This is a genomic window from Rhodanobacter sp. UC4443_H10, from assembly GCF_052978325.1.
Genome location: NZ_CM129668.1, coordinates 158,186 through 182,128, shown reverse-complemented (window position 1 = coordinate 182,128; position 23,943 = coordinate 158,186). Strand labels below are relative to the sequence as shown.

The 23,943-nt window shown below is 67.8% G+C and carries 25 protein-coding genes; 17 read left to right on the top strand and 8 right to left on the bottom strand.

Annotated features, from left to right (window positions below; translation table 11 throughout):
- The first annotated feature begins 41 nt into the window (after positions 1-41).
- The 7 genes from ACVCMB_RS00845 to ACVCMB_RS00815 all read left to right on the top strand — a co-directional run bounded on the left by ACVCMB_RS00845 (position 42) and on the right by ACVCMB_RS00815 (position 5,487).
- Positions 42-1,076 (top strand): amidohydrolase family protein, encoded by a 1,035-nt coding sequence (locus tag ACVCMB_RS00845; protein ID WP_395117467.1) that lies wholly within the window; start codon positions 42-44, stop codon positions 1,074-1,076.
- A complete protein-coding gene (locus ACVCMB_RS00840) occupies positions 1,073-1,588 on the top strand; it encodes a hypothetical protein (protein WP_395117465.1) in 516 nt (171 codons plus the stop codon). Before ACVCMB_RS00845 ends, ACVCMB_RS00840 begins: the two co-directional genes overlap by 4 nt.
- Before the next feature lie 95 nt (positions 1,589-1,683).
- Complete coding sequence (kynU, locus tag ACVCMB_RS00835) at positions 1,684-2,961, top strand: kynureninase (protein ID WP_447105883.1); 1,278 nt, start codon at positions 1,684-1,686, stop codon at positions 2,959-2,961.
- Between the two features lie 356 nt (positions 2,962-3,317).
- Complete coding sequence (locus ACVCMB_RS00830) at positions 3,318-3,617, top strand: hypothetical protein (protein ID WP_447099262.1); 300 nt, start codon at positions 3,318-3,320, stop codon at positions 3,615-3,617.
- Positions 3,618-3,709: 92 nt separating this feature from the next.
- Positions 3,710-4,063: a transposase gene (locus tag ACVCMB_RS00825; protein ID WP_447105882.1), complete on the top strand. Its 354-nt coding sequence runs from the start codon at positions 3,710-3,712 to the stop codon at positions 4,061-4,063.
- A complete protein-coding gene (locus tag ACVCMB_RS00820) occupies positions 4,024-4,869 on the top strand; it encodes an IS3 family transposase (protein ID WP_447107198.1) in 846 nt (281 codons plus the stop codon). The genes ACVCMB_RS00825 and ACVCMB_RS00820 overlap by 40 nt, the downstream gene beginning before the upstream one ends.
- A 141-nt stretch (positions 4,870-5,010) precedes the next feature.
- Positions 5,011-5,487, top strand: a complete 477-nt coding sequence (locus tag ACVCMB_RS00815) for a GNAT family N-acetyltransferase (RefSeq protein WP_447099264.1) — start codon at positions 5,011-5,013, stop codon at positions 5,485-5,487.
- 45 nt (positions 5,488-5,532) lie between these two features.
- On the opposite strand, the gene ACVCMB_RS00810 is transcribed toward ACVCMB_RS00815, so the two are convergent.
- Entirely contained in the window at positions 5,533-7,476 is a 1,944-nt protein-coding gene (locus ACVCMB_RS00810; RefSeq protein WP_447105881.1) for a CocE/NonD family hydrolase, read from the bottom strand.
- A 466-nt stretch (positions 7,477-7,942) separates the two neighbouring features.
- On the opposite strand from ACVCMB_RS00810, the gene ACVCMB_RS00805 reads away from it, so the two are divergent.
- The 4 genes from ACVCMB_RS00805 to ACVCMB_RS00790 all read left to right on the top strand — a co-directional run bounded on the left by ACVCMB_RS00805 (position 7,943) and on the right by ACVCMB_RS00790 (position 9,237).
- Positions 7,943-8,410 (top strand): hypothetical protein, encoded by a 468-nt coding sequence (locus ACVCMB_RS00805; protein WP_447105880.1) that lies wholly within the window; start codon positions 7,943-7,945, stop codon positions 8,408-8,410.
- Positions 8,411-8,483: 73 nt separating this feature from the next.
- Complete coding sequence (locus ACVCMB_RS00800; protein ID WP_447105879.1) at positions 8,484-8,654, top strand: hypothetical protein; 171 nt, start codon at positions 8,484-8,486, stop codon at positions 8,652-8,654.
- Positions 8,623-8,805, top strand: coding sequence for a hypothetical protein (locus ACVCMB_RS00795; RefSeq protein ID WP_447105878.1), 183 nt, complete (start codon positions 8,623-8,625; stop codon positions 8,803-8,805). The genes ACVCMB_RS00800 and ACVCMB_RS00795 overlap by 32 nt, the downstream gene beginning before the upstream one ends.
- Positions 8,806-8,958: 153 nt before the next feature.
- Positions 8,959-9,237 (top strand): hypothetical protein, encoded by a 279-nt coding sequence (locus ACVCMB_RS00790; RefSeq protein WP_447100620.1) that lies wholly within the window; start codon positions 8,959-8,961, stop codon positions 9,235-9,237.
- Between the two features lie 79 nt (positions 9,238-9,316).
- Here the strand turns inward: ACVCMB_RS00790 and ACVCMB_RS00785 are convergent, their stop codons facing one another.
- Both ACVCMB_RS00785 and ACVCMB_RS00780 read right to left on the bottom strand, forming a co-directional pair.
- Positions 9,317-9,964, bottom strand: a complete 648-nt coding sequence (locus ACVCMB_RS00785) for a hypothetical protein (RefSeq protein WP_395117454.1) — start codon at positions 9,962-9,964, stop codon at positions 9,317-9,319.
- A gap of 29 nt (positions 9,965-9,993) precedes the next feature.
- Positions 9,994-10,854 carry a TrmB family transcriptional regulator gene (locus ACVCMB_RS00780; RefSeq protein WP_447105877.1) on the bottom strand — a complete coding sequence of 287 codons (861 nt, stop codon included), beginning with the start codon at positions 10,852-10,854 and terminating at the stop codon, positions 9,994-9,996.
- Positions 10,855-11,020: 166 nt separating this feature from the next.
- On the opposite strand from ACVCMB_RS00780, the gene ACVCMB_RS00775 reads away from it, so the two are divergent.
- Positions 11,021-11,857, top strand: a complete 837-nt coding sequence (locus ACVCMB_RS00775) for a class I SAM-dependent methyltransferase (RefSeq protein WP_447105876.1) — start codon at positions 11,021-11,023, stop codon at positions 11,855-11,857.
- Between the two features lie 127 nt (positions 11,858-11,984).
- Here the strand turns inward: ACVCMB_RS00775 and ACVCMB_RS00770 are convergent, their stop codons facing one another.
- A complete protein-coding gene (locus ACVCMB_RS00770) occupies positions 11,985-13,199 on the bottom strand; it encodes a serine hydrolase domain-containing protein (RefSeq protein ID WP_447105875.1) in 1,215 nt (404 codons plus the stop codon).
- Positions 13,200-13,424: 225 nt separating this feature from the next.
- Between ACVCMB_RS00770 and ACVCMB_RS00765 the strand changes: the two genes are divergently transcribed.
- A complete protein-coding gene (locus ACVCMB_RS00765) occupies positions 13,425-14,156 on the top strand; it encodes a class I SAM-dependent methyltransferase (RefSeq protein WP_447105874.1) in 732 nt (243 codons plus the stop codon).
- A 154-nt stretch (positions 14,157-14,310) separates the two neighbouring features.
- Here ACVCMB_RS00765 and ACVCMB_RS00760 read toward each other — a convergent pair whose 3' ends face one another.
- Positions 14,311-15,180 carry an endonuclease/exonuclease/phosphatase family protein gene (locus tag ACVCMB_RS00760; RefSeq protein ID WP_447105873.1) on the bottom strand — a complete coding sequence of 290 codons (870 nt, stop codon included), beginning with the start codon at positions 15,178-15,180 and terminating at the stop codon, positions 14,311-14,313.
- A 131-nt stretch (positions 15,181-15,311) separates the two neighbouring features.
- Positions 15,312-17,228 carry a M61 family metallopeptidase gene (locus ACVCMB_RS00755; protein WP_447107197.1) on the bottom strand — a complete coding sequence of 639 codons (1,917 nt, stop codon included), beginning with the start codon at positions 17,226-17,228 and terminating at the stop codon, positions 15,312-15,314.
- 379 nt (positions 17,229-17,607) lie between these two features.
- Between ACVCMB_RS00755 and ACVCMB_RS00750 the strand changes: the two genes are divergently transcribed.
- From ACVCMB_RS00750 to ACVCMB_RS00735, 4 genes are all read left to right on the top strand, one after another.
- Positions 17,608-18,861 (top strand): MFS transporter, encoded by a 1,254-nt coding sequence (locus tag ACVCMB_RS00750; protein ID WP_447105872.1) that lies wholly within the window; start codon positions 17,608-17,610, stop codon positions 18,859-18,861.
- 48 nt (positions 18,862-18,909) lie between these two features.
- On the top strand, positions 18,910-20,202 hold the full coding sequence (locus ACVCMB_RS00745; protein ID WP_447105871.1) for a M24 family metallopeptidase: 1,293 nt from the start codon (positions 18,910-18,912) through the stop codon (positions 20,200-20,202).
- Between the two features lie 72 nt (positions 20,203-20,274).
- Positions 20,275-20,958, top strand: coding sequence for an SDR family NAD(P)-dependent oxidoreductase (locus ACVCMB_RS00740; RefSeq protein ID WP_447099273.1), 684 nt, complete (start codon positions 20,275-20,277; stop codon positions 20,956-20,958).
- A gap of 40 nt (positions 20,959-20,998) precedes the next feature.
- The gene (locus ACVCMB_RS00735; protein ID WP_447105870.1) at positions 20,999-21,748 is read left to right on the top strand and encodes a class I SAM-dependent methyltransferase; all 750 of its coding nucleotides are present in this window, start codon (positions 20,999-21,001) and stop codon (positions 21,746-21,748) included.
- Between the two features lie 42 nt (positions 21,749-21,790).
- Here ACVCMB_RS00735 and ACVCMB_RS00730 read toward each other — a convergent pair whose 3' ends face one another.
- On the bottom strand, positions 21,791-22,420 hold the full coding sequence (locus ACVCMB_RS00730) for a glutathione S-transferase family protein (protein WP_447105869.1): 630 nt from the start codon (positions 22,418-22,420) through the stop codon (positions 21,791-21,793).
- A 92-nt stretch (positions 22,421-22,512) separates the two neighbouring features.
- The gene (locus ACVCMB_RS00725) at positions 22,513-23,943 is read right to left on the bottom strand and encodes a hypothetical protein (protein ID WP_447105868.1); all 1,431 of its coding nucleotides are present in this window, start codon (positions 23,941-23,943) and stop codon (positions 22,513-22,515) included.

Genomic DNA, 23,943 nt, shown 5'->3' with positions numbered 1-23,943 from the left:
AGTGAGGCGACGGCGGCGCCCGGAGGTTTTACACTGCACGGATGCTCAAGATCGACACCCACGCGCACATCCTGCCCCGCGACTGGCCGAACCTGGCAGCCAAGTACGGCGACGACCGCTTCCCGGTGATGACCCATACCGACGGCCGCCACCGCATCTACAAGGACAGCAGGTTTTTCCGCGAAGTGTGGGATTCGGCGTTCGATCCGCAGACGCGCATCGACGACTACGCGCGCTTCGGCGTCGACGTGCAGGTGATTTCCACCGTGCCGGTGCTGTTCTCCTACTGGGCACCGGGATACCAGGCGCTGGAACTGCATCGCCACTTGAACGACCACATGGCCGGCATCTGCCGCGACTACCCGCGCCACTACGCGGGCATCGGCACGGTGCCGCTGCAGGCGCCGGAGCTGGCGGTGCGCGAACTCGAGCGCTGCATCGACGAGTTGGGCCTGCAAGGCGTGCAGATCGGCTCGCACTGTGGCGACTGGAACCTGGATGCGCCTGAGCTGTTCCCGTTCTTCGAGGCGGCCGCCGATCTCGGCGCGGCGATCCTGGTGCATCCATGGGACATGATGGGCATGGCCAGCATGCCCAAGTATTGGATGCCGTGGCTGGTCGGCATGCCCGCGGAGCAGTCCCGCGCCGCCTGCTGCCTGGCCTTCGGCGGGGTGCTGGAGCGGCTGCCGAAGCTGCGCGTGATGCTGGCCCACGGCGGCGGCAGTTTTCCGTACACCATCGGCCGCATCGAGCACGGTTTTCGCATGCGCCCGGATCTGGTGGCCACCGACAACCCGCGCAACCCGCGCGAATACCTCAAGCGCTTCTATTTCGACTCCTGCGTGCACGACGACGATGCCCTGCGTTACCTGCTGGATGTGACCGGCGTCGAACAGGTCATGCTCGGCACCGACTATCCTTTCCCGCTGGGCGAACAGGTGCCGGGCAGCGGCATCGAGGCGCTCGGCCTGGACGAGGCCGGGCGCGAGCGACTGTTCCATGGCACCGCGCTGGAGTGGCTGGGCCTGCCCAGGCATCGTTTCGCCCCCGACCCTTCTCGACCGGAGTCCGCATGAACCTGCTTCGCACGACCACACTGGCGCTCGTCGCCACCCTGCTGCTGGCCGGCACGGCGCACGCCGCGGAAGTCAGCATGGCCGGCGGCAACATCACCTTCGACACGCCCGCCAACTGGCTCCCGATCATGCAGACCGAAGGCGACCCCGAGGCGCAGGTGTTCCAGGTGCCCGACCCCTCGCCCACCGGCAAGAGCAGCCTGGCCCGCGTCACCGTCACCGTGACCCGGGTGCCGGACATCAGCAGCTTCCACCAGTTCATGGCCCAGGCCACGGCCAAGGCGCTGGCCCTGCCCGGCTACCAGCAGGACAAGGTGCCGCCGGTACCGAACAGCAACCTCTACACCGCGCAGGAAAACGGCACCGCCTTCAGCTACACCGAGCACTACTGGTTCAAGCACGGCTACGCGATCCAGCTGCGCTGCGTGCGCCCGACGCGCACCCAGGCCGGCAGCGCATGGCAGGCCGATTTCGACAAGGGCTGCGATGCGCTGGCCGTCCAACTGAAATAGATCCGCAACCCCTGCAGGAGCGCGCTCGCGCACGATGCTCTCCGTCACGCCGACGAAAAGCGCGCCAGCCGCTCCCACCGAAACAGGACACCACCATGCCCGACTACCAGCCCACCGCTGCGTGGGCCGCCGCCCGCGATGCCGCCGATCCGCTGCGCGCGTTCCGAGACGAGTTCCTGATCCCGCCGCACGAAGGCCGCGACAGCGCCTATTTCTGCGGCAACTCGCTCGGCCTGCAGCCGCGCGCCGTGCGCGAGGCGGTCAACGCGGAGCTGGACTACTGGGGCGAACTGGGCGTGGAAGGCCACTTCAAGGGTCGCCTGCCGTGGATGGACTACCACGAGTTCGTGCGCGACGACCTCGCCGCCGTGGTCGGCGCGCAGCCGGCTGAAGTGGTGGCGATGAACACCCTGGGCGTGAACCTGCACCTGATGATGGTGAGCTTCTACCGCCCCACCGCCGAGCGCCCGGCGATCCTGATCGAGGCCGGCGCCTTCCCCACCGACCGCTACGCGGTGGAATCGCAGATCCGCTTCCACGGCTTCGATCCCGCCACCGCATTGATCGAACTGGAAGCCGACGAACCGAACGGCATCGTCTCCATCGCCGCCATCGAGCGCGCGCTGGCCGAGCACGGCTCGCGCATCGCCCTGGTGATGCTGCCGGGCGTGCAGTACCGCACTGGCCAGGCGTTCGACCTCAAGGCCATCACCGCGCTGGCGCATCGGCACGGCTGCACCGTGGGCTTCGACCTCGCCCACGCCGTCGGCAACCTGCCGCTGCAACTGCACGACAGCGGCGCCGACTTCGCGATCTGGTGCAGCTACAAATACCTGAACAGCGGACCCGGTGCCGTCGGCGGCGCCTTCGTGCACGAGCGCCACGCCAAGGCCGTGTTGCCGCGTTTCGCCGGCTGGTGGGGCCACGACAAGACCACGCGCTTCCAGATGGGCCCCCGGTTCGTGCCCACGCCCGGCGCCGACGGCTGGCAGCTCTCCAACCCGCCGATCCTGGCGCTGGCCCCCCTGCGCGTGTCGCTGGAAATTTTCCGCCGCGCCGGCATGGATGCTCTGCGCCAAAAATCGTTGGCGCTCACCGGCTACCTCGAATGGCTGGTGCAGACGCAACTGGCCGACGTACTGCAGGTCGTCACCCCCGCGGACCCCGAACGCCGCGGCGCCCAACTCTCCATCCGCGTGATCGACGGCCGCGAACGCGGCCGCGCACTGTTCGATTATCTGATGGCCCACGGCGTCATCGGCGACTGGCGCGAACCCGACGTGATCCGCATCTCGCCCGCGCCGCTGTACAACCGCTTCGCGGATTGCGTGGCGTTTGCGGAGGCGGCACGCGAGTGGAGTCGCGGCGGCTGACCCGACCGCTACCGGATGATTGCCGGTCCCGACGCGATCCGGCGACCCAGGCGCATGTCGCACCGCAAGCCCCCATTGGCCCGCTGGCCAGACCGCGCCCGAAAATCCGGCGCCCCACCACACGAAAACCCGGCACTTTCGTCCCCGTTACACCCCCACTCCCGAGGGTGTAACTCATACACCCTCAAATGTGCCGGATAACACCGAGCCGCAAACCCCGTACCCGCCCCCACACCGCGGCGCAACCGGATGATCCGTCGCAGAAATCCCCCGCTTGAACGATGGAAAGTGGAGCCGCATGCTCCGAGCAACACCCCATTTTTGGGGTCTACTTAGCGTTAGGCAGGGAGACAGGAATGTCCCAGATTTTTGTGGGTGCGGCGCTTGCAGTTTTTGTCGCCGTTTGGCTCACAGCTCTCATCACCTTGCTCGCGTGTGTCGTCTACGCCATCAAGACCGTTCGCTGCGCTCGTCCGGGCATCAAGCTCTGGGGTCGCGACACGCTATGGAATCCTGCCAACGTACTACTTAGCTCCGACATGCTCACTGAGGAGGGGCTGCGGTATCGTCGCAAATGTTTTATATCACTGGGCATCTTCGTAGTGTGCGTTGGCGGTACGCTGCTGCTTGCAGCAATCACAGGGCAGCTCAGGTGAGCTACAGGCTGCCTAACAGTTCGTTCAAGGCGGACGGGATAGTTCCTACGCTTTAGTGGACACCCTGAACTACCACTTCAGGAGTCCACAAGATGCCCAAACCAGGTCCACGAACCACCTACCGCTATACCCAGGAATTCAAGGCAACCGCTGTCCGTTTGAGCCTGTTACCGGGCGTCGCGGTGGGTGACGTTGCCCAGTCGCTTTACATCCACCCGTTCATGCTGTCTCGTTGGCGCAAACAGGCGCGCGAGGGATTGATCATGACGAAGGGTGTGGCGGTCGACAAAGCCGTGGCAGCGGAGCTGAAGGAGCTGCGTCGGGTGAAGAAGGCCTACGAGCAGCTGAAGATCGAGCATGACCTTTTAAAAAAAGCGATCGCGTTCACTTCCAGTCCAAGGCCGACATCTTCGGCTTCATCCGTCAGCAAGAGCACCACCCGGTGAGGCTGTTGTGCCGGCTGTACGGGGTCAGTCCAAGCGGGTATTACGCCTGGCGGGATCGACCGTCGAGCGTGCGTGCGCAGGAGGATGCACGACTGCTTGAGAGCATTCGCCACGTGCACGCCGAAGGCCGGCAGACTTACGGTAGCCCGCGCGTCCACGCCGGCCTGCAACGCAACGGTGAATCCGTCGGACGCCGCCGGGTCGAGCGCTTGATGCGGGACCATGCCATCCGTGGCTGCTCTGCCGATCTGTATCGACGTTGTCCGGGTGTCGATCGCTTCTTCGCCAGCGTCGACAACCAGGTGCACGAGCTGACGGTGGATCGGCCCGATCAGGTCTGGGTCACCGATGTCACCTATCTGAAAGTATCGGGTTCATGGCGCTACCTCGCCACCGTCATGGATCGCTATTCGCGGCGCCTGCTGGGCTGGTCGCTGGGAACGGACCGGACGGCCAACCTGACGCGCCGGGCGTTGGCAGCGGCGTTGCGCCAACGCAAACCGCCGCCCGGCACGTTGCTGCACAGTGATCGCGGGGTGGAGTTTCTGGCCAGCGACTTCAAACGCATGCTGGCCAGGGCGGGCTTGGTGCAGAGCGTGAACCGCCCGCATCGAATGACCGACAACGCGCATATGGAGTCGTGGAACAAGTCGATGAAATCGGACATGTATCACCGCGACAGCTTCTGCACCGAAGGCTCGCTGCGAAGCGCCGTGCGCAGCTACATCGATTTCTACAACAGCAAGCGCTTACACTCTGCCTTGGGCTATCGTTCTCCCATCGAGTTCGAGGCACAGTACGGCTAACCAACCGGTGTCCACTTTTGCGTAGGAACTCTCAGAAGCGCCACCTCGTCAGACGGACAGTTCACCGAGGCGCGGGAGCGGAAATTCCTGGCGTTGATCCCACTGTCCGTGAGGTAGAATCCGCCGCGCAAGGGGGGCGACATGCCGGTTTTGCGTCCAATCACCGAAGCCGAGTTCGCAGCCTGGCGTGACGCCGTGATTCCTGGCTATGCGCAAGAGAAAGTGAGGTCGGGCGACTGGCCTCCGGAGAACGCGGTTGACCGCGCGCGCACGCAGCTTGACGAGCTTTTGCCCCAGGGAGCGGCGACGCGCGACAACTGCCTTTTCACCATAACCGGACCCGTCGACGAGCCGGTGGGGACCCTCTGGTTCGCGGTGAAGGAGCGAGGCGGACGTCGGGTAGCCTACATCTACGATGTCGTCATCGCTCCGCAATATCGTCGCCAAGGCCACGCGGCACGTGCATTCGCCGCGCTCGAGCAGAAAGTCGCCCATCTTGGCCTGGAGGGAATCGCCCTTCACGTCTTCGGCCATAACCAGGCGGCCCATTCGCTGTATGTCAAGCTCGGCTTCGTGGAAACGGACATCACCATGTTCAAGCCGATCGACGCCGCGTAAGTTTCCTCGTCAGGCAGATGCGCCGAGAGCGGATCGAGGTTCGGGTCAATCGCCGTTGGCCACACCCGCTATCACCGGCAACAGCACGGCGCTGCGCCCATCGCCCCCGTGCTCGATCGTCACCGTGGCCTTGCGGTAGTCGGATGGTTTGGCGAAGAGGATGTTGGGCACGTAGCTCTGCGGGTTGCGGTCGTAGAGCGGGAACAGGCTGGACTGGATCTGCACCATGATCCGGTGGCCGGGCTTGAACTCGTAGTTCACGGTCGGCAGGCGGAACTTGTATTCCTGCACCTGGTTCGCCGGGATCGGCGACGGGTCGGCAAAGCTCCTGCGATAGCGGCCGCGGAAGATGTCCAGCGAGACCGGCAGCTCGTAGCCGCCCATCGCGGGATCGGTCGGATCGGTGCCGGGGTAGACGTCGATCAGCTTGACCACGAAGTCGCCGTCGGTGCCGGTGGTGCTGGCGAAGATGTCGGCGACCGGCGCGCCCTGGACCTTCACGGTGCGGGTCAGCACCGGCGTGACGTAGGCGAGCACGTCGGGCCGGGTTTCGGCGAAGCGCTGGTCGTGGACCAGCCAGGTGCGCCAGCGGTCGTTTTTCTGCGGGATCGGGCGCGGCAGGTAAGGCACGGGCTTGGCCGGGTCGGAGACGTAGCTGTCGCTGCCGCCGGTCGGCTGCTGGAAGCCGAGGCCCATGTCTGCCTGCAGGTAGAGCGGGGTGAGCGACTGCTCGCTGGCCGGCTTCCAGTTCGCGAAACTGTCCCAGTGTTGCCCGACCGCGTTGTAGATCATGGCTTCTGGCAGCGGCTTGGGCAGCGGGGTGCCGCGCAGGTAGTGGTTGAACCAGGGGATCATCACGTTCTGGCGGAACTGCGCGGTGGTGTCGCCCGGCCATTTGAGCGGCCCCATGTTCCAGCCGGCGCGGTTGATCTGGCTGTGCCACCACGGCCCGATGACAAGGTGGTTGTTGGCGCCGTGCCCGGCCTTCTTGAGCGCCTCCCAGGCATGCACGGCGCCGTAGATGTCCTCCTGGTCCCACAGGCCCTGCAGCCACATCGTGGGCACGCTGGAAGGATGCGCGACGAGCAGCCTGTCGAGTGCCTGCAACTGCCAGAAGGCGTCATAGGCCGGGTGGGCGGAGAAGCGATTCCACCAGGGCAATTGCCTGAAGCCGTTGGCCTCGGCGTAGGCACCGGCCGAGCCCGCATCGAGGAAATTGGTGTAGTCGTCGTAGCTTTCTCGCGGGATGTTTTTCCCCTCGCCCCGCTTGCTCATCTGGCCGCTGAAGTAGTCGAGGTTCACCTGGCGCAGGGCGCCGTAGTGGTACCAGTCGTCACCCATCCAGCCATCGATCATCGGGCTTTCCGGCGCCGCGACCTTCAGCGCGGGATGCGGGTGGAGCAGCGCCATCGCGACCGTCCAGCCGTCGTAGGACGAGCCGATCATGCCGACCTTGCCGTTCGATTCCTTCGTGTTCTTCACCAGCCAGTCGATCGTGTCCCAGGCATCGGTGGTGTCGTCGGTGGTGGTCGGGTTCAGCGGCCCCATCGGCGGGCGCGTCATGACGTAATTGCCTTCCGATCCGTACTTGCCGCGCACGTCCTGCCAGACCAGGATGGTGCTGCCGTCGGCCCAGTCCTTGTCGCCCGACCACACCGCGTCGGCCATGTGCGGGCTGTTGCCGGTCACGAAGCTGTCGGTGTTGTACGGCGTGCGCTCAAGCAGGATCGGCAGGTCGTGCGCGCCCTTCGGGATCAGGATCACGGTGTGCAGCCTCACGCCGTCGCGCATCGGGATCATCATGTCGCGCTTGATGTAGTCGAAGTTGCCGTGCGGCTGCTTCCAGTCGGGCGGGATGTCGGACCCGGTCTGGATCATGTCGGGCGTGACCTTCGCCGAAGCCTGGCCCGCCGGAGGCATCGCGAACGCGGCGGCTGACAAGAGGCAGACAAGCGAAACGAGTGCCGCGCCCAGCGTGGTCTTCTTCATGTCCAGGGTCCCCCGTGATGATGGTCGTGTCCGAAAATCTGCCGCGGACGGCGGATTCAACTCCGAAGTGCAGCGCGCTTGAACGACCGCTCGAACACTTCTTGCGGCGTGCGAAAGCCTAGCCGCTTCCGCGGGCGGTTGCCGGGTTTGTCTTCGATGTGCTGGATGAAGGCGTCGTCGAAGGTGGCCCGGTTGCAGCCTTTGGGCAAGCACTGACGGATCACGTTCGTGTTTTCGCCGGCACCTCGCCCCCCACGAATGGTACGGGCTATCGGGTCAAGTACGTGTGCTTCGCCTGGCCCGTGCCCGCGGCTATAGTGCTCGCGGGGACCTCCCCTGTTGCTCTCCAGCGCGCCGCGGGCGCACGGCCGGCGGCGTCGCGGCAGGGCTGCGCTCTCCTTTCCGACGGTTGCGTGCGAGGCCTCGCGCCACCGATCCATTACCGACTTCAAGCGAGATCACAAGGATGAGGAATCGACGTACTGCCACCCCGCTGGCGCCGGTGCTGTTCACGCTCATGGCCGTTGCGCCGCGACCGGCCTCGGCCGGCGTATACACCGACGACCTTTCGAAGTGCCTGGTATCGCGCACGACGTCCGAGCAGAAGGCCGTGCTGGTCAACTGGATGTTCTCCGCCATGTCACTCAACCCGGCGGTCTCGCGCTACGTGTCCATACCCGCAGCGCAACGCAAGCAGTTCAACATCGACATGGCGCAGCTGTTCGAGACGCTGCTGACGGTGACTTGCAAGAAGGAGATGCAGGCCGCCGTCAAGTACGAGGGGAGCGGCGCCGTGGGCGCGGCCTTCAACATGCTCGGACAGGTGGCCGGCAGGGAGTTGTTCTCGAACCCTGAGGTTGCCAAGGGCATGGCCGACCTCGAACAGTACATGGACCAGGACAAGCTCAAGGCGGTGATGTCGGCCGCGGAGTGACCCCATGCCGAGGCACCGTGCACCCTTGAAGGCCGCGGCGCGATGCTGCGGCTTTCCCGGCGCCGAGCTTCCCATGAAGAACGTCGCGCCACGCGCGCCCGACCTGCATGAGCTGGGCGAGCTGATCGGCGGCATCGAGGTCGCCATGCGCACCGCGCGCGCCGGTGCGCGAGCGCGCGCATGGATCGGGATGCGGGCACCATCGACGAGCCGTGGAAGCTCTCGCAGAAGGTGCTTTTCCTGACCGGCGCGACGATCCGAACCTGATGGTGTTGCGCATCGGCGTGGGCGATGCGGTGTATCGGGAGGCCGCCGGCAGCCTGGCGGCGCGCGCATTCGACTTCGCCCGAGGCCTGCTCGCCGACCTCGGCAAACGGGAGCATCTGGAAGGCTGAACGCCGCCGCTCACGGCGTGTCGACGATGGCGCGCGCATGGTGTCGACGACCGCTGCAGCGGTACATGCCTGTGGCGCCGGTCCAGCCGCCTGCCCCGACCTCCCCGGTCCGGCAGCGCGCCGCTCCACCCACGACTCGCGAAACCCGTGCCCATGGCCATGCTGCAACTCGATCCGCCGATCCCCATGACCACGCCCAAGGGCGATGGTTTTGCCCATGTGCTGATCGATTACGGCCCGGAATCCGATCTCTACTGGACGGTGTTCATTACCCAGACTGGCGAGATCTGGACTTACGCGAACCACCAGGTCCGCGCCAGCAAGAACATCACGCTGGGCCGCACGCACCCGACGCTGCCGGTGGATGCCGCTGCGCCGATTCCGTTTCGCGGCAGCGACCCGGCTGCGGCTGCCGGTTCCGGTGAGCGCTGAAGCCACCGGCGACGCGCCGGGTTGAAAAAGGAAACGGAGGCCTGTGCCTCCGTTTCTGCATCGATTCCGTGGAAAGCCTTCAGTGCAATGAGGCCAGCTTCACGTTCTTCGCCTTCAGCGCCTGGGCAACGTCGTACATCGCCTGGTTGAGGATCTTGTGGGTGTTCTCGTCGGCCCCGTGGCCGTACTTGGCGTCGATGTCCTGCATCACCTTGACGTGGATGTCGTGCGAGAGTGCCTTGTCGAACAGCAGGCCGGACCACCAGCTGCCGTCGGCAGCCGTGCCGGCGCTGACCAGGGTGCCGGCGAGCTTGGCGCCCTTGAGGTCGGCCGGCGCCGCAGGCAACGTCACGCCGGCTTCGGTGGCGCGCTTGAGGCCGTCGTTGACGGCGAAGGTCATGCCGTTGATGAAGTTGGTCACGCTCTCATGGCCGTACTGCTTGGTGAGCTTGGCCACCTCCGCGTTGACGGTCTTTTCGCCCAGCATCGAGACCAGCGCCGTGGAGAAGCTGAAGTTGTCGGCGCCGCCACCGGCCTTGACCAGCGCGGCGGTCACATCAAGTGCCGGGGCGCCGAGGTAAGTCTCGCCGCCGAACCAGTTCATCGCCGACGCGTTCATCTGCGCCTGCGGTGCCGCGGCCGGGGCTTCGGCGGAAATCGCCACGCTGGCAAAGGCGATGCCGCCCAGGGCCAACGCTGCTGCCAATACGTTTTTGCGCATGTTCATGGTCATCACTCCTCTTGCATGGAAACGCGTCACGCCGTTCGTGGCGTGGCGTCATTCAGTTCGCGCATGTGCGCGAGAAAATCTCCGGCCGGGTACAGGCCGTCGAGCAGGCGGCGACTCTCGGCCGACAGCAGGCCTTCGAAACGTCCGGCCAGCTCGCTGCCCAGGATCGCCAGCGTGGCGCTTTGCTGGATGTAGGCCGCCGTCAGCGAAACCACCAGCGGTTGCTCGGTGAATATCGCCGTGATGCCGCTGCCGGTGAAATAGCCCAGCAGTGCCGCGTGATCGTCGCTGACCACCAGCAGCCAGCGCGCGCCGCCGGAAACCATGGCGCAGCGATGGAGGTCACCTACGCAGCCGCCGCATTCCACCTCGCAACCTTCCAGGCACAAGGTGGTGATGGCCACGCCGCGCTCTCGTGCGGCACGCAACGGCGCGGCCAGGTGCGCGGCCTCGGTGGGCTGCAGCGCGATGCGCAGGCTGGTCGCGCTGGCTTCGATCAGCTGTCCGGCGCGCTCCAGTACTTCGTCGTCGCGCAGGTTCAATACCATCGGCGGATGACGCTCGCGGGAAAGCCGCGACAGCGCCTCGCGGGCATCGCCCAACGCCCTGCGCCGATCGGCATCGATGTCGCGCAGGAGCTGTTTCGGCGCCGTGGCGACATAGGCCGCGCCAGCCGTGCGTTCGACCCGCACGGCCGCGCCGCGCGCCACCAGCTTGCCCGCCACCGCGTAGACGTTGGCGCGAGGAATGCCGCTGGCCTTGGCCAGCGCGTAGCCGTTGAGCTCGCCGCCGGCGACCAGCGCCGCATAGGCGCGCGCCTCGTACTCGGTGAAGCCGAGCTGGTGCAGCGCGTGCAGGATGTCACTGCCTGGCTTATTAGTAGTCATGTGTATAGCTACTATACGCCGCGGCCGGCAAGGGTCAAACCTTTCCGGCCTCCGCCGGGCCGTCTGCCCAACGCAAGGCAACCGGCGCGGGCCTGTACCATCACCGTGACGGGATGACCTGCCCGCCCGGCCAGCCGGCCCGATTTGCCGGCACAGGAATCGCCACTTGTCCCGTTATCACGGTCCGCTGCTGACCCGCCCGATCGCCGACGACCTGCTCGCCGCGCGCGATGCCGGCGCCGCCACCTGGACCGGTTCGCTCGACCTGGGCCTCAGCCACGACACGGTTGCGTTGCTGGCCGACGGCTGGCGCTGGCGCGACGCGCTCCATCCCTACCCCGGCAAGCTGAAGGAGCGCACGGTCTACTTTTTCGATGGCGATGACTTCGCGCCGGTGGCGCGCTTCGCCGGTTCGCTGATCAAGCTGGTGCCCACCGAGTGGGGCGTGCCCACGTTCGAAATCGACGGCATCAAGATGCTGCCCACGGCCAAGGCCTCGCCGCTCGCCGATGCGCAGCGCAAGGTGGCGCTGGTCGAACCGCGCGGCAAGGCGGTGCTCGATACCTGCGGCGGCCTTGGCTATTTCGCGGCGTGCTGCCTGGAGTCCGGCGTGGCGCGCGTCCAGTCGTTCGAGAAGAACGCCGACGTGCTGTGGCTGCGCACGCTCAACCCGTGGTCGCCCGACCCGGCCGCCAGCGACGGTCGTCTGCAGATGGAGCACGCCGACGTGGCGCAGGCCATCGGGCAACTCGCCGATGCCTCGTTCGATGCGCTGCTGCACGATCCGCCGCGCTTCGGCATCGCCGGCGGGCTGTACTCGCAGGTGTTCTACGGGGAGCTGGCGCGGGTGTTGCGTCGCGGCGGGCGGCTGTTCCACTACACCGGCAGCCCGAACAAGCTGACCAGCGGACGCGACGTGCCGCGCGAGGTGGCGCGCCGGCTGGAGCAGGCGGGGTTCCGGGCGGAGCTGGCGCTGGACGGGGTGCTTGCCTTACGGCGGTGAGCGGGTGCGGCGGCGCTTCGACTCCGCCCGCTGCACGGGCTACGCTCAGCGGGATCAATGGGGACATGCAGGCGGCGCTCGCGGGAACGGTGCAGCGCCCGGTGGTGGGCCGGGGCGAACGGGACGCTCAGCGGGAATGGCTGGGAGACCGGCGCTCGCCAACGGGTGCATCCGCGCCGTGCTGCACGGCCTTGATGAAGGCACGGCGCGAGGCTACCAGCGCCTTCGAGGTCGCCTGCGGCCACGCACCCACCTGCACGATCACGAGTTGCCGCGCCGGATCGACGTAGACCATCTGGCCGAAGATGCCGATCGCGGCGTAGCTGCCGTCGGCGTCGGTCCACCACAGGTAGCCGTAGCCGTGGCGGGGGCTGGCCACCTCCTGCTGCTTGCGCATGGCACCGTGCAGCCACGCGTCGGCGATCACCGGCCGGCCGTCGATGCGGCCGCCGTCGAGCATGAACTGGCCGATGCGCGCGTAGTCGGCCAGGGTGGCGGAGAGCCCGCTGCCGCCGGTGTCGCTGCCGTCGCATTCGTCCTTCAGCCAGTACGCGTCCGAGGCCATGCCGTACGGCTTCCAGATCGTCTGCGACAGATAGCCCGCCAGCGACTGGCCGGTGGCGCGCTGGACCAGGATGCCGAGCAGGTCGGTCTCGGCGGTGTTGTAGTTCCAGTGCGTGCCGGCGGGATACGCACGCGGCAACTTCGCCAGGTACGAGACCACATGCGGCTGGCCGTTCTCGCAGGCGCTGCGGTACATCTGCGCCACGTCGGAATGCGGGTCGTCGTAATCCTCGTTCCAGCGCACGCCGGAGGTCATCGTCAGCAATTGCTCCACGGTCACCTTGGCGTAGGCGGTGCCGCGCAATTGCGGGATGTAGGTCTCCAGCGTGTCGTCCATGCCGTGGATGTCGCCGCGACGCAGCGCGATGCCGAGCAGGGTCGAGGTGACCGACTTGGCCACCGAGAACGACGTCCAGCGCTGCGCGGGTCCGAAGCCGGGTGCGTAGCGCTGAATACGGATGCGGCCATGCTGCAGCACCATCACGCCGGCCAGGTGGTGCTCGCTCATGTAGCCGGCCAGCGTGACGCCGGCGGCGTCCCAGCGCGGAACCAGCGGCTCACCCTCGGGCAAGGCGTGCACGTGGCTGCCGTGCGCCACGCGGTCGGCGGGAAACAGCTCGTACATGCGCGGAAACTGCGCCGTGCGCTGCGCCTGCGTCCAGAACAGCACGTCCTCGCGTTGCTGGCCCACGCTGGGCGCATCTTTGGCCAACAGCGGCAGCGGGACAAGCAGGCACAGGGCGAGGGAAAACAGACGCAAGCCGAGGGTCGAACGCATGGCGATTCCGGTAGCGGGGTCGAGAACGCGAGCGCGTCGTCAACCGGGAGGGATGGGCGAAAGCCGTGCACGCCAGCATGCGACGCGGCCGCAACCGTTCAATTCTAGTCGCCTGCCTGCCGGGCGTCATGCTGCACGTTCGCGGCATGACACGCGTCACTGGCACGGCAACCGCCGCGGCAGAAGAATGCGCTGTCGATCACCACCGCGAGGGAGCGGCCCGCCATGTCACGTCGAAACGGAAGCTACGGCATCGATGCCCCGTACGTGCCCGCCATGATGGCCGCCGGCCTGCTCGTCTGCCTCGGCCTGATGGTGTTCGCGCACGTGGATGGCCTGTGGATCACCGCCGCCCTGATCGCCATCATCCTCGCGCTCTACCTGCACACCACCTTGCGCGGCAAGTTCGTGGTGTGGCGGGAGCTGCTCGACGCCCAGGCCTGGCGCGGCGACGAGGAGGTGCTGGATCTGGGCTGCGGCCGCGGCGCGATCCTGCTGATGGCCGCCACCCACCTGCCCCATGGCCGCGCCACTGGCGTCGACATCTGGAGCAGCAAGGATCAGTCGGGCAATGCGATGGACGTGACGGTGCGCAACGCCGAGGCGGAAGGCGTCGCTGATCGCGTCGAGCTGCGCACGGCGGACATGCGCGAGCTGCCGTTCGCCGACGCCAGCTTCGACCTGGTGATCTCCAACGTGGCGATCCACAACATCAGCGATACCGCCGGCCGCGACCGCGCCATCGACGAGGCCTGGCGCGTGCTGCGACCCGGCGGGCGATTGCTGATTGCCGACATCTCGAAGAGCGCGCAGTACCAGCGACATCTGCGCGCACGCGGCATCGACAGCGCACGGCGCTCGCTGGGCTGGCGCACCTGGTGGGGCGGGCCGTGGATGTCCACGATGCTGGTCACGGCGACGAAGCCGGCGGATGGGCGCCCACAACTGCCGATGTGACTCAGAACGCGCATGATCTTCCCTTCTCCCTTCGGGAGAAGGTGCCCGAAGGGCGGATGAGGGTGCGGTCGGAGCGGAAAACTCGCTCCAGCCCCGTACCCTCACCCCAACCCCTCTCCCAAAGGGAGAGGGGCTCAAGCGTTGCGGCCTCAGGTCAGTGCGCCGGCGTTCTGGCTGCGACGGGCGTTACCACCAGCTCGGCCACTACCGGGAAGTGATCGGAGGGATAGCGCGCACCTTCATGCGTGGTCACCGTGCTCACCGTGCGCGCCTTGAAGCCGCGGCTGAGAATCCAGTCGATGCGCCGGTCGGGCGTGCCGGTGAAGTTGTGGAACGTCCTTGCCGGGCCCGAGCGCGTGGCGGCTTCGATCCAGGCGTCATGCAAGCCGGCGGTCAGCTTCGCGTGCACCGGCGTGTCCGGCGCACAGTTGAAATCGCCGGTGAGGATGACCCGCGCATCGGCCGGCAGCTGGTCGATCCAGCGCAGGATTTCGGCGGCGCTGAGCATGCGCGGGCGCACGTCCTGGTCGCGGTAGGGGAAGTGCGTGTTGAGGTAGTCGAACGTGCCGCCGCCATCGCGCAAGCGGAACCGCGCCCAGGTGACCATGCGCGGATACGGCTGGCCCCAGGTGATGCTGCCGGGTACGTCCGGCGTGTCGGACAGCCAGAAATCGCCGGAGCGCAGCACCTCCAGCCGATCGGTGCGGTAAAACACGCCCATGTGCTCGCCCTTGCTGCCACCCTCGCGACCCTGGCCGAACCAGGCGTAGCCGGGCAGATGCGCGGCGAGGTATTCGCCCTGCTCCTCGGTCAGCTCCTGCGTGCCGAGCACGTCCGGGTGCTGCGCGCGGATCACCTGCACCATCAGCTCGCGCCGGTTCTCCCACGCGTTGGCACCCTGGTCCACCGGCACGCGCACGTTGAAGGTCATCACGCGCAGCGGTGTGGTGCCTGCCGATGCCGTGACCGACACCCCCACTGCCAGCGCGCAGGCGAACATCGCAATCCAGTGACGTGGGCTCATGGTTCTGTCCTCCAGATCTCTTGAAGCAAATCGGATGAGGTTCGATTGGGGTTGGATTCCTCGCTCCAGCCGAACCCTCACCCCAACCCATCTCCCAGAGGGAGAGGGGCTTTACACCCGCGCTCGCGGCTCTACTTCCGTGCCGCGATGATGTCGCCGAGGTAATCCGGCGTGCCCTCGATGCGCTGCAGGTGCGGATATTGCAGCCCGCCGTGGTAGTCCACCGCCACGGTGCGGAGGCTGCCCTGGTATTTCAGCAGCAGCTTGATCGGCGTCTGGTTGCCCTTGGCCGCGGTGATCGCGTCCTTGAGCACGTCGGTGCCGTACGCCTGCCCGTTCACCGCGACCACGGTGGCGCCGGTGCTCACGCCGGCCCTGAACGCCGGGCCGTCCCAGCGCACGTCGTTGATCTCGCCGCCCTTGGTGAGCGTCAGCCCGATCGACCAGGCGAAGTTGAAGATGTGCCGCGGCGATTCCGGGCGGCTCTCGTACTGCTTTTCGTAGGCGCTGGGCTGCTCGGTGTAGACCAGCTTCCAGCCGGTAGCTGCCAGGCCGCCGGCCAGCGGGGGATCCAGCGTGTCCACGCGCGCGTGCAGGAAGCTCGCCCAGTCATTCTTCGCCACGCCGTTCAACGCCGCCACCACGTCGTCGAAGGTATAGGTCCTGGTGACGAAGCTGCCGTCGTCGACGCCGAAGAAGGCACGGGCGAAATCATCCAGCGATTTGCGCCCGTGCGTGAGGCTGCGAATTTTTGCATCCACCGCCAGCCACATCATCTGGCCGCCGCTGTAGTACTCCTCGCTCATCTGCCAGCTGCGGTACGGCAGCGCCGCGCGCAGCGCAGCGGTGGGATCGTTGGTGGTGTCCTCCAGCGTGCGCCAGCCGAAGCCGACCCGGTTGCGGTCGTAATTGGCCGCGACCATCGCCAGCGCATCGCGGAACTGCTGCGCCGTCCACAGGCCGGAGCGCGCGGTCAGCACGAAGCCCCAGTACTGGGTCTGGCCCTCGTACACCCACAGCAGCGAATCGCCCATCGGCACGTTGAAGTTCGGTGTCCACAGATCCGCCGGACGGCGGAACTTGCCGTTCCACGAATGGGTGTACTCGTGCGCCAGCAGGTCGCGGTTGGGCGCGGTGTCGGACCAGGCGGTGAAGTAGTCCGCGTCCAGGCCGTTCTCGCTGGACTGGTGGTGCTCGGTGCCGTTGCCGGCCAGCACGTCCGACAGCGAGAACAGGAAGTCGTAGTGGTCGTAGTGCTGCGAGCCGAACAGCTTCACCGCCTGGGTCACCAGCGCACGGTGCGCCTTCAGCTGCTGCGGGGTGATCTCCAGGTACTTCGGCGCATCCGCGACGATGTCCAGGTGCACCGGCACCTTGCTGTCCGGGGCAAGGTCCACGCGCTTGAAATAACGCCCCGCGTAGACCGGCGAATCCACCAGCGTGTTGAAGGTCACCGGCTTGAACGTGACGGTGTCGCCCTTGCGCGCCGAGGTTTCCAGCGCAGTGCCGAACTGCCAGCCCGGCGCCAGCGTGAGGCTGGGCGCGACCGTGATGCCGCGGGTGTAGTGCCCGGCCGGATACAGCGCGACCTTGCTCCACGCCATGTCCATCATGCGGTCGGTGATCTCGAAGCCGCCGCGGCGCGGCGACAGGTACTGGAACTGCACGTCCAGGCTGGACGCGCCTGCGGGCACGTCGAGGTGGAACGCGTAGACGTTGTACTTGTCGCGCTTCCACGCCACCGGCTTGCCGTCGGCGCTGAGCTTCAGTCCGGCCAGCATGTCGATCGGGCCGGTGGGCGAGTGGTCGCCGGGAATCCATTGCGGATACAGCAGGGTCAGCGCACCGGCCGTGACCGGAATCGTCTCCTGCACGCGGAAGATGCCCTGCGCCGTGTCGCTGGCATCGACATGCAGCGCGATCGTGCCGGCGTACGGCGTGTCCTGCGGGTCCGGCACCTGCAGGCTGCGCTGTTGCTGCGCCAGCGCGGTGCCGGCAAACAGCGCCAGCGAAGTCGCCAGCATGCAAGTGCAGGCCAGCCGGCGCATGGCCGACGAGCGGGCGGAAGGACGAGCGGGCATGGGCGACTCCGTGATGCGGCGGGAAGTGCATCAAACTAGCACCACTGCCCTGGCGCATGGCAGCGTACCCCTGTCCGCAGGAGCCTGCGGCCATGTACCGGCAGGTAGCACGCGACCTGCTTTCCACGACAAGGCTTCCGCGTGACGCGGCACGGGTTGCCGGAATGCGAATGCGCACGACGCAGGCATTTGCTTGGACGACGGCGACCCGCGGCGTATCCTGAGCGGCGCTGATGGCCGACCGCGTGACTGCGCTGCCCGGTGCGGCCGGCGGCCCGATCCGGCGTGCGGCGTGGGCACGGCAGGCACCCCTCCACCCGTGATGCTTCCCCGCATGAAAGACACCGTGTCGAACACTTCCCCCCTCGCCACCGCCAGCGAAGCGGGCGGCGCGCCGCCGGTGATCGCGGCGGCGACCACCACGCCGCTGTCGACCACGCGCTACGGCGTGCTGGGCGCGGTGAGTTTCGTGCACGTGCTCAACGACATGATGCAGTCGGTGATCCTGGCGATCTACCCGCTGCTCAAGGGCGAGTTTGCGCTGAGCTTTTTCCAGATCGGCGCGATCACGCTGACCTTCCAGCTGACCGCCTCGCTGCTGCAGCCGGTGGTGGGCATGGTCACCGACCGGCATCCGCTGCCGTACACCCTGCCGGTCGGCATGTGCTTCACCCTGGCCGGCCTGTTGCTGATGTCGGTGGCGCCGAGCTACCCGGTGCTGTTGCTGGCGGTGGCGCTGATCGGCTGCGGCTCGTCGGCGTTCCATCCGGAATCCTCGCGGGTGGCGCGGATGGCCTCGGGCGGACGCTATGGCCTGGCGCAGTCGGTGTTCCAGATCGGCGGCAACCTGGGCCAGGCGCTGGGGCCGCTGATGGCGGCGGGCGTGGTGCTCACGCTGGGCCGCGCGCACGTGGGCTGGTTCGGGCTGGCGGCGCTGCTGGGCATCGTGGTGCTGCTGCAGGTCAGCCGCTGGTACAGCCGACACATCGATGAGCGCGTGCGCAAGCGCCTGGCCTCGGACCAGCCGCCGTTCCCCGCGCCGGTGGTGCGCCGCACGCTGGGCGTGCTGATGGTGCTGATGTTCTCCAAGTTCTTCTACCTGGCCAGCATCAGCAGCTACTACGAGTTCTACCTGATCCACCACTTCGGCCTGTCGATGACCACCGCCACGCACCTGCTGGCGGTGTTCCTGATGGCCGTGGCCGCCGGCACCCTGTTCGGCGGCCCGCTCGGCGACCGCATCGGGCGCAAGCAGGTGATCTGGGTGTCGATACTCGGCATCGCGCCGTTCACCCTGCTGCTGCCGCACGTGGGGCTGGCATGGACGGTGGGCCTGAGCGTGGTGATCGGCGTGGTGCTGGCATCGGCCTTCCCGGCGATCATCGTCTACGCGCAGGACATGATGCCCCACCGCGTCGGCATGGTGTCAGGCATGTTCTACGGGCTTTCGTTCGGCCTCGGCGGCATCGGCGCGGCCGTGCTCGGCGTGGTGGCGGACCACTACGGCATCGTGTTCGTGTACCAGGTCTGCGCGTTCCTGCCGCTACTGGGATTGCTGGCGGTGTTCCTGCCCGACGTGCGACCGCCTGCGCGCGCGTGACCGCGCCGGGTGTGCGAACCTTTCATTCTCCATGCCAGGCGAACACCCATGAGCCACGATGAAACCCTCCAGCCATCGCGACGCCGCTTCCTGAAACACTCCGCGCTGGGCGCCGCTGCGCTGCCGCTGCTGGGCGCCGGTACCGCCAGTGCGGGCGACACGGGCAGTGCACTGCCGCCCTCGATCCTGGCGCTGGAACCGGTGGCGCCGCGCGCCGTGCCGATCACCGATGCCGAGCGCGAAGGACGCCTGCGCAAGGCGCAGCGGCTGATGGCCGAGCACGGGATGGACGCGGTGTTCATGGGCGGCGGCAGTTCGCTCGAATACTTCACCGGCATGCACTGGTGGGTCAGCGAACGCACCACCGGCATGCTGCTGCCGAAATCGGGGGACCCGGTCTACATCACGCCGGCGTTCGAGCGCGAACGCACGCTGGAGCAGATCGCCTTCGGCAGGAAGGACGTGCGCACCTGGCAGGAGTTCGAGAGCCCGTACGCGCTGATCGCCGGCGTGCTCGCCGAATGGCGCATGGCCACCGGCACGCTGGGCATCGAGGAGCAACTGCGCTCGGCCACGCAGTTCGGCATCGCCGCCGCGGCGCCGCACGTGAAGCTGGTCAGCGCCACGCCGGTCACCGCCGGTTGCCGCGCGATCAAGAGCCCGGCCGAGCTGGCGCTGATGCAACTGGCCAACGACGCCACCCTGGCGGTGTACCACGCGGTGTGGAAGGCGTTGCAGCCGGGCATGACCCAGCAGCAGATTTCCGCCCTGGTGGATGCGGCCTACGCACGCCAGGGCCTGCGCGGCGACGCCAGCGTCAACGTCGGCGCGTTCACCGCCTCGCCGCACGGCTCGCCGCTGCCGCAGCACATCAGCGAGGGCACCGTGATCATGCTCGACGACGGCTGCAAGGTCGGCGGCTACCAGAGCGACCTCACCCGTACCTTCGTGCTGGGCAAGGCCAGCGACAAGATGAAGCGCGTGTTCGACATCGTGCACCGCGCGCAGCAGGCGGCGCTGAAGGCCGCTCACCCCGGCGCCACCATGGAATCGGTGGACGCCGCCGCGCGCAAGGTCATCGTCGACGCCGGCCACGGCCCCGGCTACAAGTACTTCAGCCACCGCCTCGGCCATGGCATCGGCATGGACATGCACGAGTGGTACTACCTCGTGCAGGGCAACAAGCGCGCGCTCGAAACGGGCATGACCTTCAGCGACGAGCCGGGCATCTACCTCCCCGGCGAGTTCGGCGTGCGGCTGGAGGACGACATGCACATCACCGACGACGGCGCACGCTGGTTCACCCCGCAGAGCCCGTCGATCGAACTGCCGTTCGGCTGATCGGCTGGCGTTTTCTTTGTACGGCCTGCGCGGCAGGCTATCCTGTCCGGCGGACAGCCTCGGGAGAACACCATGCAATTGGACCACCTGCGCGTCGCCGTCACCGGCGGTTTCGGCACCCTGGGCCTCGCCACGGTGCAGGCGGCGCTGGCCGCCGGCGCCCGCGTCGCCGCCATCGATCGTGCCCCCGCACCGAGCGCAGGCATCGGCGCGGCCAGCTGCATCGGCGGCGTCGACCTGGCCGATCCCGCCGCCGCGGCGAACGCGCTGGACACTGCCGCCGAGGCCATGGGCGGGCTCGACGCGCTGGTCAACATCGCCGGCATGTTTCGCTACGAGAGCGTGGCCGACGGCAACGCGGACACCTGGGACCTGCTCTACCGGGTCAACCTGCGCACCGCCGTCGCGGCGAGCCAGGCCGCGCTGAAACACCTGCATGCCGGCGGACGCATCATCAACATCGGCGCCGCGTCCGCGCTCAAGGCCGGCGCCGGCGTGGCGGCCTATACCGCCTCCAAGTCCGGCGTGATGCGCTTCACCGAATCGCTCGCCGAGGAGCTCAAGGAGCGCGACATCACCGTCAACGCGCTGCTGCCCAGCATCCTCGACACGCCGCCCAACCGCGCCGACATGCCGAAGGCCGACTTCACGCGCTGGGTCAAACCGGAGCAACTGGCCGACGTGATCGTGTTCCTGCTGTCGAAACAGTCCGCCGCCATCACCGGCGCCCTGATCCCGGTGACCGGGCGCGTGTGACCGCCGCCCCTCAACCCTCCAGCCGCCCACCACGACGCCCATGCCCACTCCCTCCGTGGCCGACCAGGCCAGCGCGCGCGCCGAGAACTTCCGCACCGGCTTCGCGGGCCAGCCGATGCGCGAGTACAAGGGCCTGCCGATCTACGCCGCCCCCGGATTGCATGAGGCGGCCACCGAACTGCTGGTCGGCGCGGCGGGCGCGGGCGCGCGCGTGCTGGAGTTCGGGGCCGGCAGCGGCGCGATGTCGTTGCGGCTGACCGACCTGGGTTTCCACGTCACCGCCAGCGACCTGTTTCCCGAAAGCTTCAAGCCGACCGACGTGCCCTTCGTCGCGGCCGACCTCAACGGCGCATTCGCCGCGCAATGGCCGCAGGGCTTCGACGCGGTGATGGCGCTGGAAATCGTCGAGCACCTGGAAAACCCGCGCGAGGTGCTGCGGCAGATCCGCGCCCTGCTGCCGGTCGGCGGGCAACTGGTGCTGTCCACGCCGAACATCGCCAACCCGGTCTCGCAGGCGCTGTTCCTGCGCACGGGCCAGTTCCAGTGGTTTCGCGACATCGACTACCGCGAACAGGGCCACATCACCCCGCTCAGCCCGTGGGTGCTGGAAAAGGCGCTGCAGGAAGCCGGCTTCACCATCCGCGCCGAACGCGCCGTCTCCAGCCCGTTCCGCCGCATCCGCCGGCTGGGCTGGACCGTGCGCCTGCTCGCACCCTGGTTCGCCTTGTTCAACGGCCTGCCGCGCGCACGCCGCGGCGAGGTGTGGCTGGTGCGCGCGGAGGCGAGCTGACGTCGCCAGGCTCGGTGCAGCGCTTCGCCGGGGCCGACCGCTTCAATCCCGAGCGGGCGTGTCAAACCGATAAGTCGTGCTTCGCGCCGAAGCCCGCTGCCCGAAGGCGCGGGCGAAATCGCCGAGCCGCACATACGGCGCGAGTGGCACGGTGGTGCGGAAGGCCAGGTGTTCGAGCAGGCAGAACAGCGACACTTCCAGCATGCCCAGATCGTGCGGCGGCAGGGTGGCGATGATCGAGGGCGCCCGCTCGTCAAGCCACGCCAGTGCGTTGCGCAGGCCCGTGGCCGCCTTGACGAAGTAGATGCTGTCCGGCGAAAGCCCCGCGATCTGCGTGCCGAACCCGAGCTGCACCTGGGCCTGCATGGCGTGCCAGACCAGCTCCTGCGCGTTGCGCGCCGGCGCGTCACGCAGATTCTCGGGCCAGAGAATCACGGCGGAGCGCGGGGCGAGCTCCGCCAGCGTGCGGCAGATGTTCTCGGTCCCGAAAACCACTGTCCCGCCATGACTGAGCACCGGCAACTTGAGGGCGGGGTTGCCCGTGTAGCTGCGCTCGTCCAGCGAGGCCAGGTCGTACACCGGCGCAAACTCGCAGGCCACGTCCAGCTCGAGCGCGAACATGCGCGCCAGACGGGTGTAGTGGGAGCTGCTGCGCCCGGTGATGCGCGGCAACGGGCTCGCAGCGGCCTCGTCGGATCGAACGGACATCGCGGCGCCTCGCACAGGAGAGTCCCGTCATTATCGCCGCCGTCTGCGTCCCCCGATCAAGCGTCCTTCCCTCCCCCGCCCGCCGGCAGCAGCACGCCCACGCCGAGCAGCGCGGCGATCGCGCCCAGCACGAAGATCACCGCCTCGCCGGAGGTGGCCAGGTGCGCCGACGGCAGCGCGCGGCTGACCCAGTCGATGCCGACTGCGTAGGCCAGCGTCATCAGGATCGCCGACGCCACGCCGATCGCCAACGCGTACCAGGCTCGGCGGCGCCCCTTGCCGCGGATGAACGCACCGAGGAGACCACCGGCAACAGCCGCGGCCAGGAACAGCCACGGCGCGGTGAACACCACGGTGGCCGGTTGGGAAACCACGCCGGCGTCGGCGACACTCACGCTGGTGGAGCTGGCCGAATCAGAGCGCAGCCGCGCGGTGGCCACGCCCTGCGCGTCGAGCTTCACGTAGGTGGGGTCGAGCGAGCCGTGCTCGTTGCGCAGCGTCACCGGATAGCCGTCGGGCGTGACCAGGCCGCGGGCGCGCAGCGTGATCGCGGTCTGGCCGATGCCCCAGCCGGCGATCTGCGGATTGGCGGCGATCACCTCGATGGTGGGTTTCACCACCGGCAGGTCGATCGCGTTGCCGCGATCCTGCGGGTCGGCGCTGACCGACACGTGATAGCGGTCGCCGGGGAAATCCGGCACGGTCACGCGCACCGCATGCCAGCGCCCGACGTCGGCGATGCTGAGCGGCGCGGGCGTCACGTCGGAGGCACCGGCCGCGGTGATCGCCACGGTGACCGGCGTGTTCAGCGGGCGCCGATCGGCGGGATCGTCGAGATTGGACAGCGCCACCGAGAAGCCGCCGCGCCAGGCGGAATGCGCAGCGTCCAGCACCAGCCCGGTGTTGTCGGCGATGAGCGCAGCCAGCCGCACCGGGCTGGCCTCCGCCCCGGTGGTGGCGCTCACCACATAACCCAGCCGCACGGCGGATGTCTGCGCCCCGGCCGGCAGCGCCGCGCGCAGCGGCGCCGACAGCGCCACCCGGGTCGCGCCGGTACCGGTGCGGGTGACGAAGACCGAACCCGGCCGTGCCTGTTCGGCAACCGTATCGGGATTGACCACTTCGGCATGGCTGCCGGACACCGCCTTCACCTCGCCGCTGCTCAGGGCCAGCGGGTCGAGATGGAACTTCTGCGCCGCCCGTGCGGCAGCCGGGCTGAGTACGGCGGCCGGCCTGGTGGTGGTTGCCGACGCCGGCAGCGGCGGCTGCCCCGCCACTACGTGCAGCATCGCATCACTCAACGCCACGTGTTGCTCCGCACTCGGGGCAGACACATGCGTGACGCTGCTCGCCGCCTTCGCCACCGGCACCAATGCCTCGTGCTTGTGCAACTGCTGCAGCGATTGCGCTGGCGGCTGCGCCAGCGCATCGACACTGCCGAGGCAGGCAAGGCCCGCGATCAACCCCATGGTGATGCATCTGCGCAT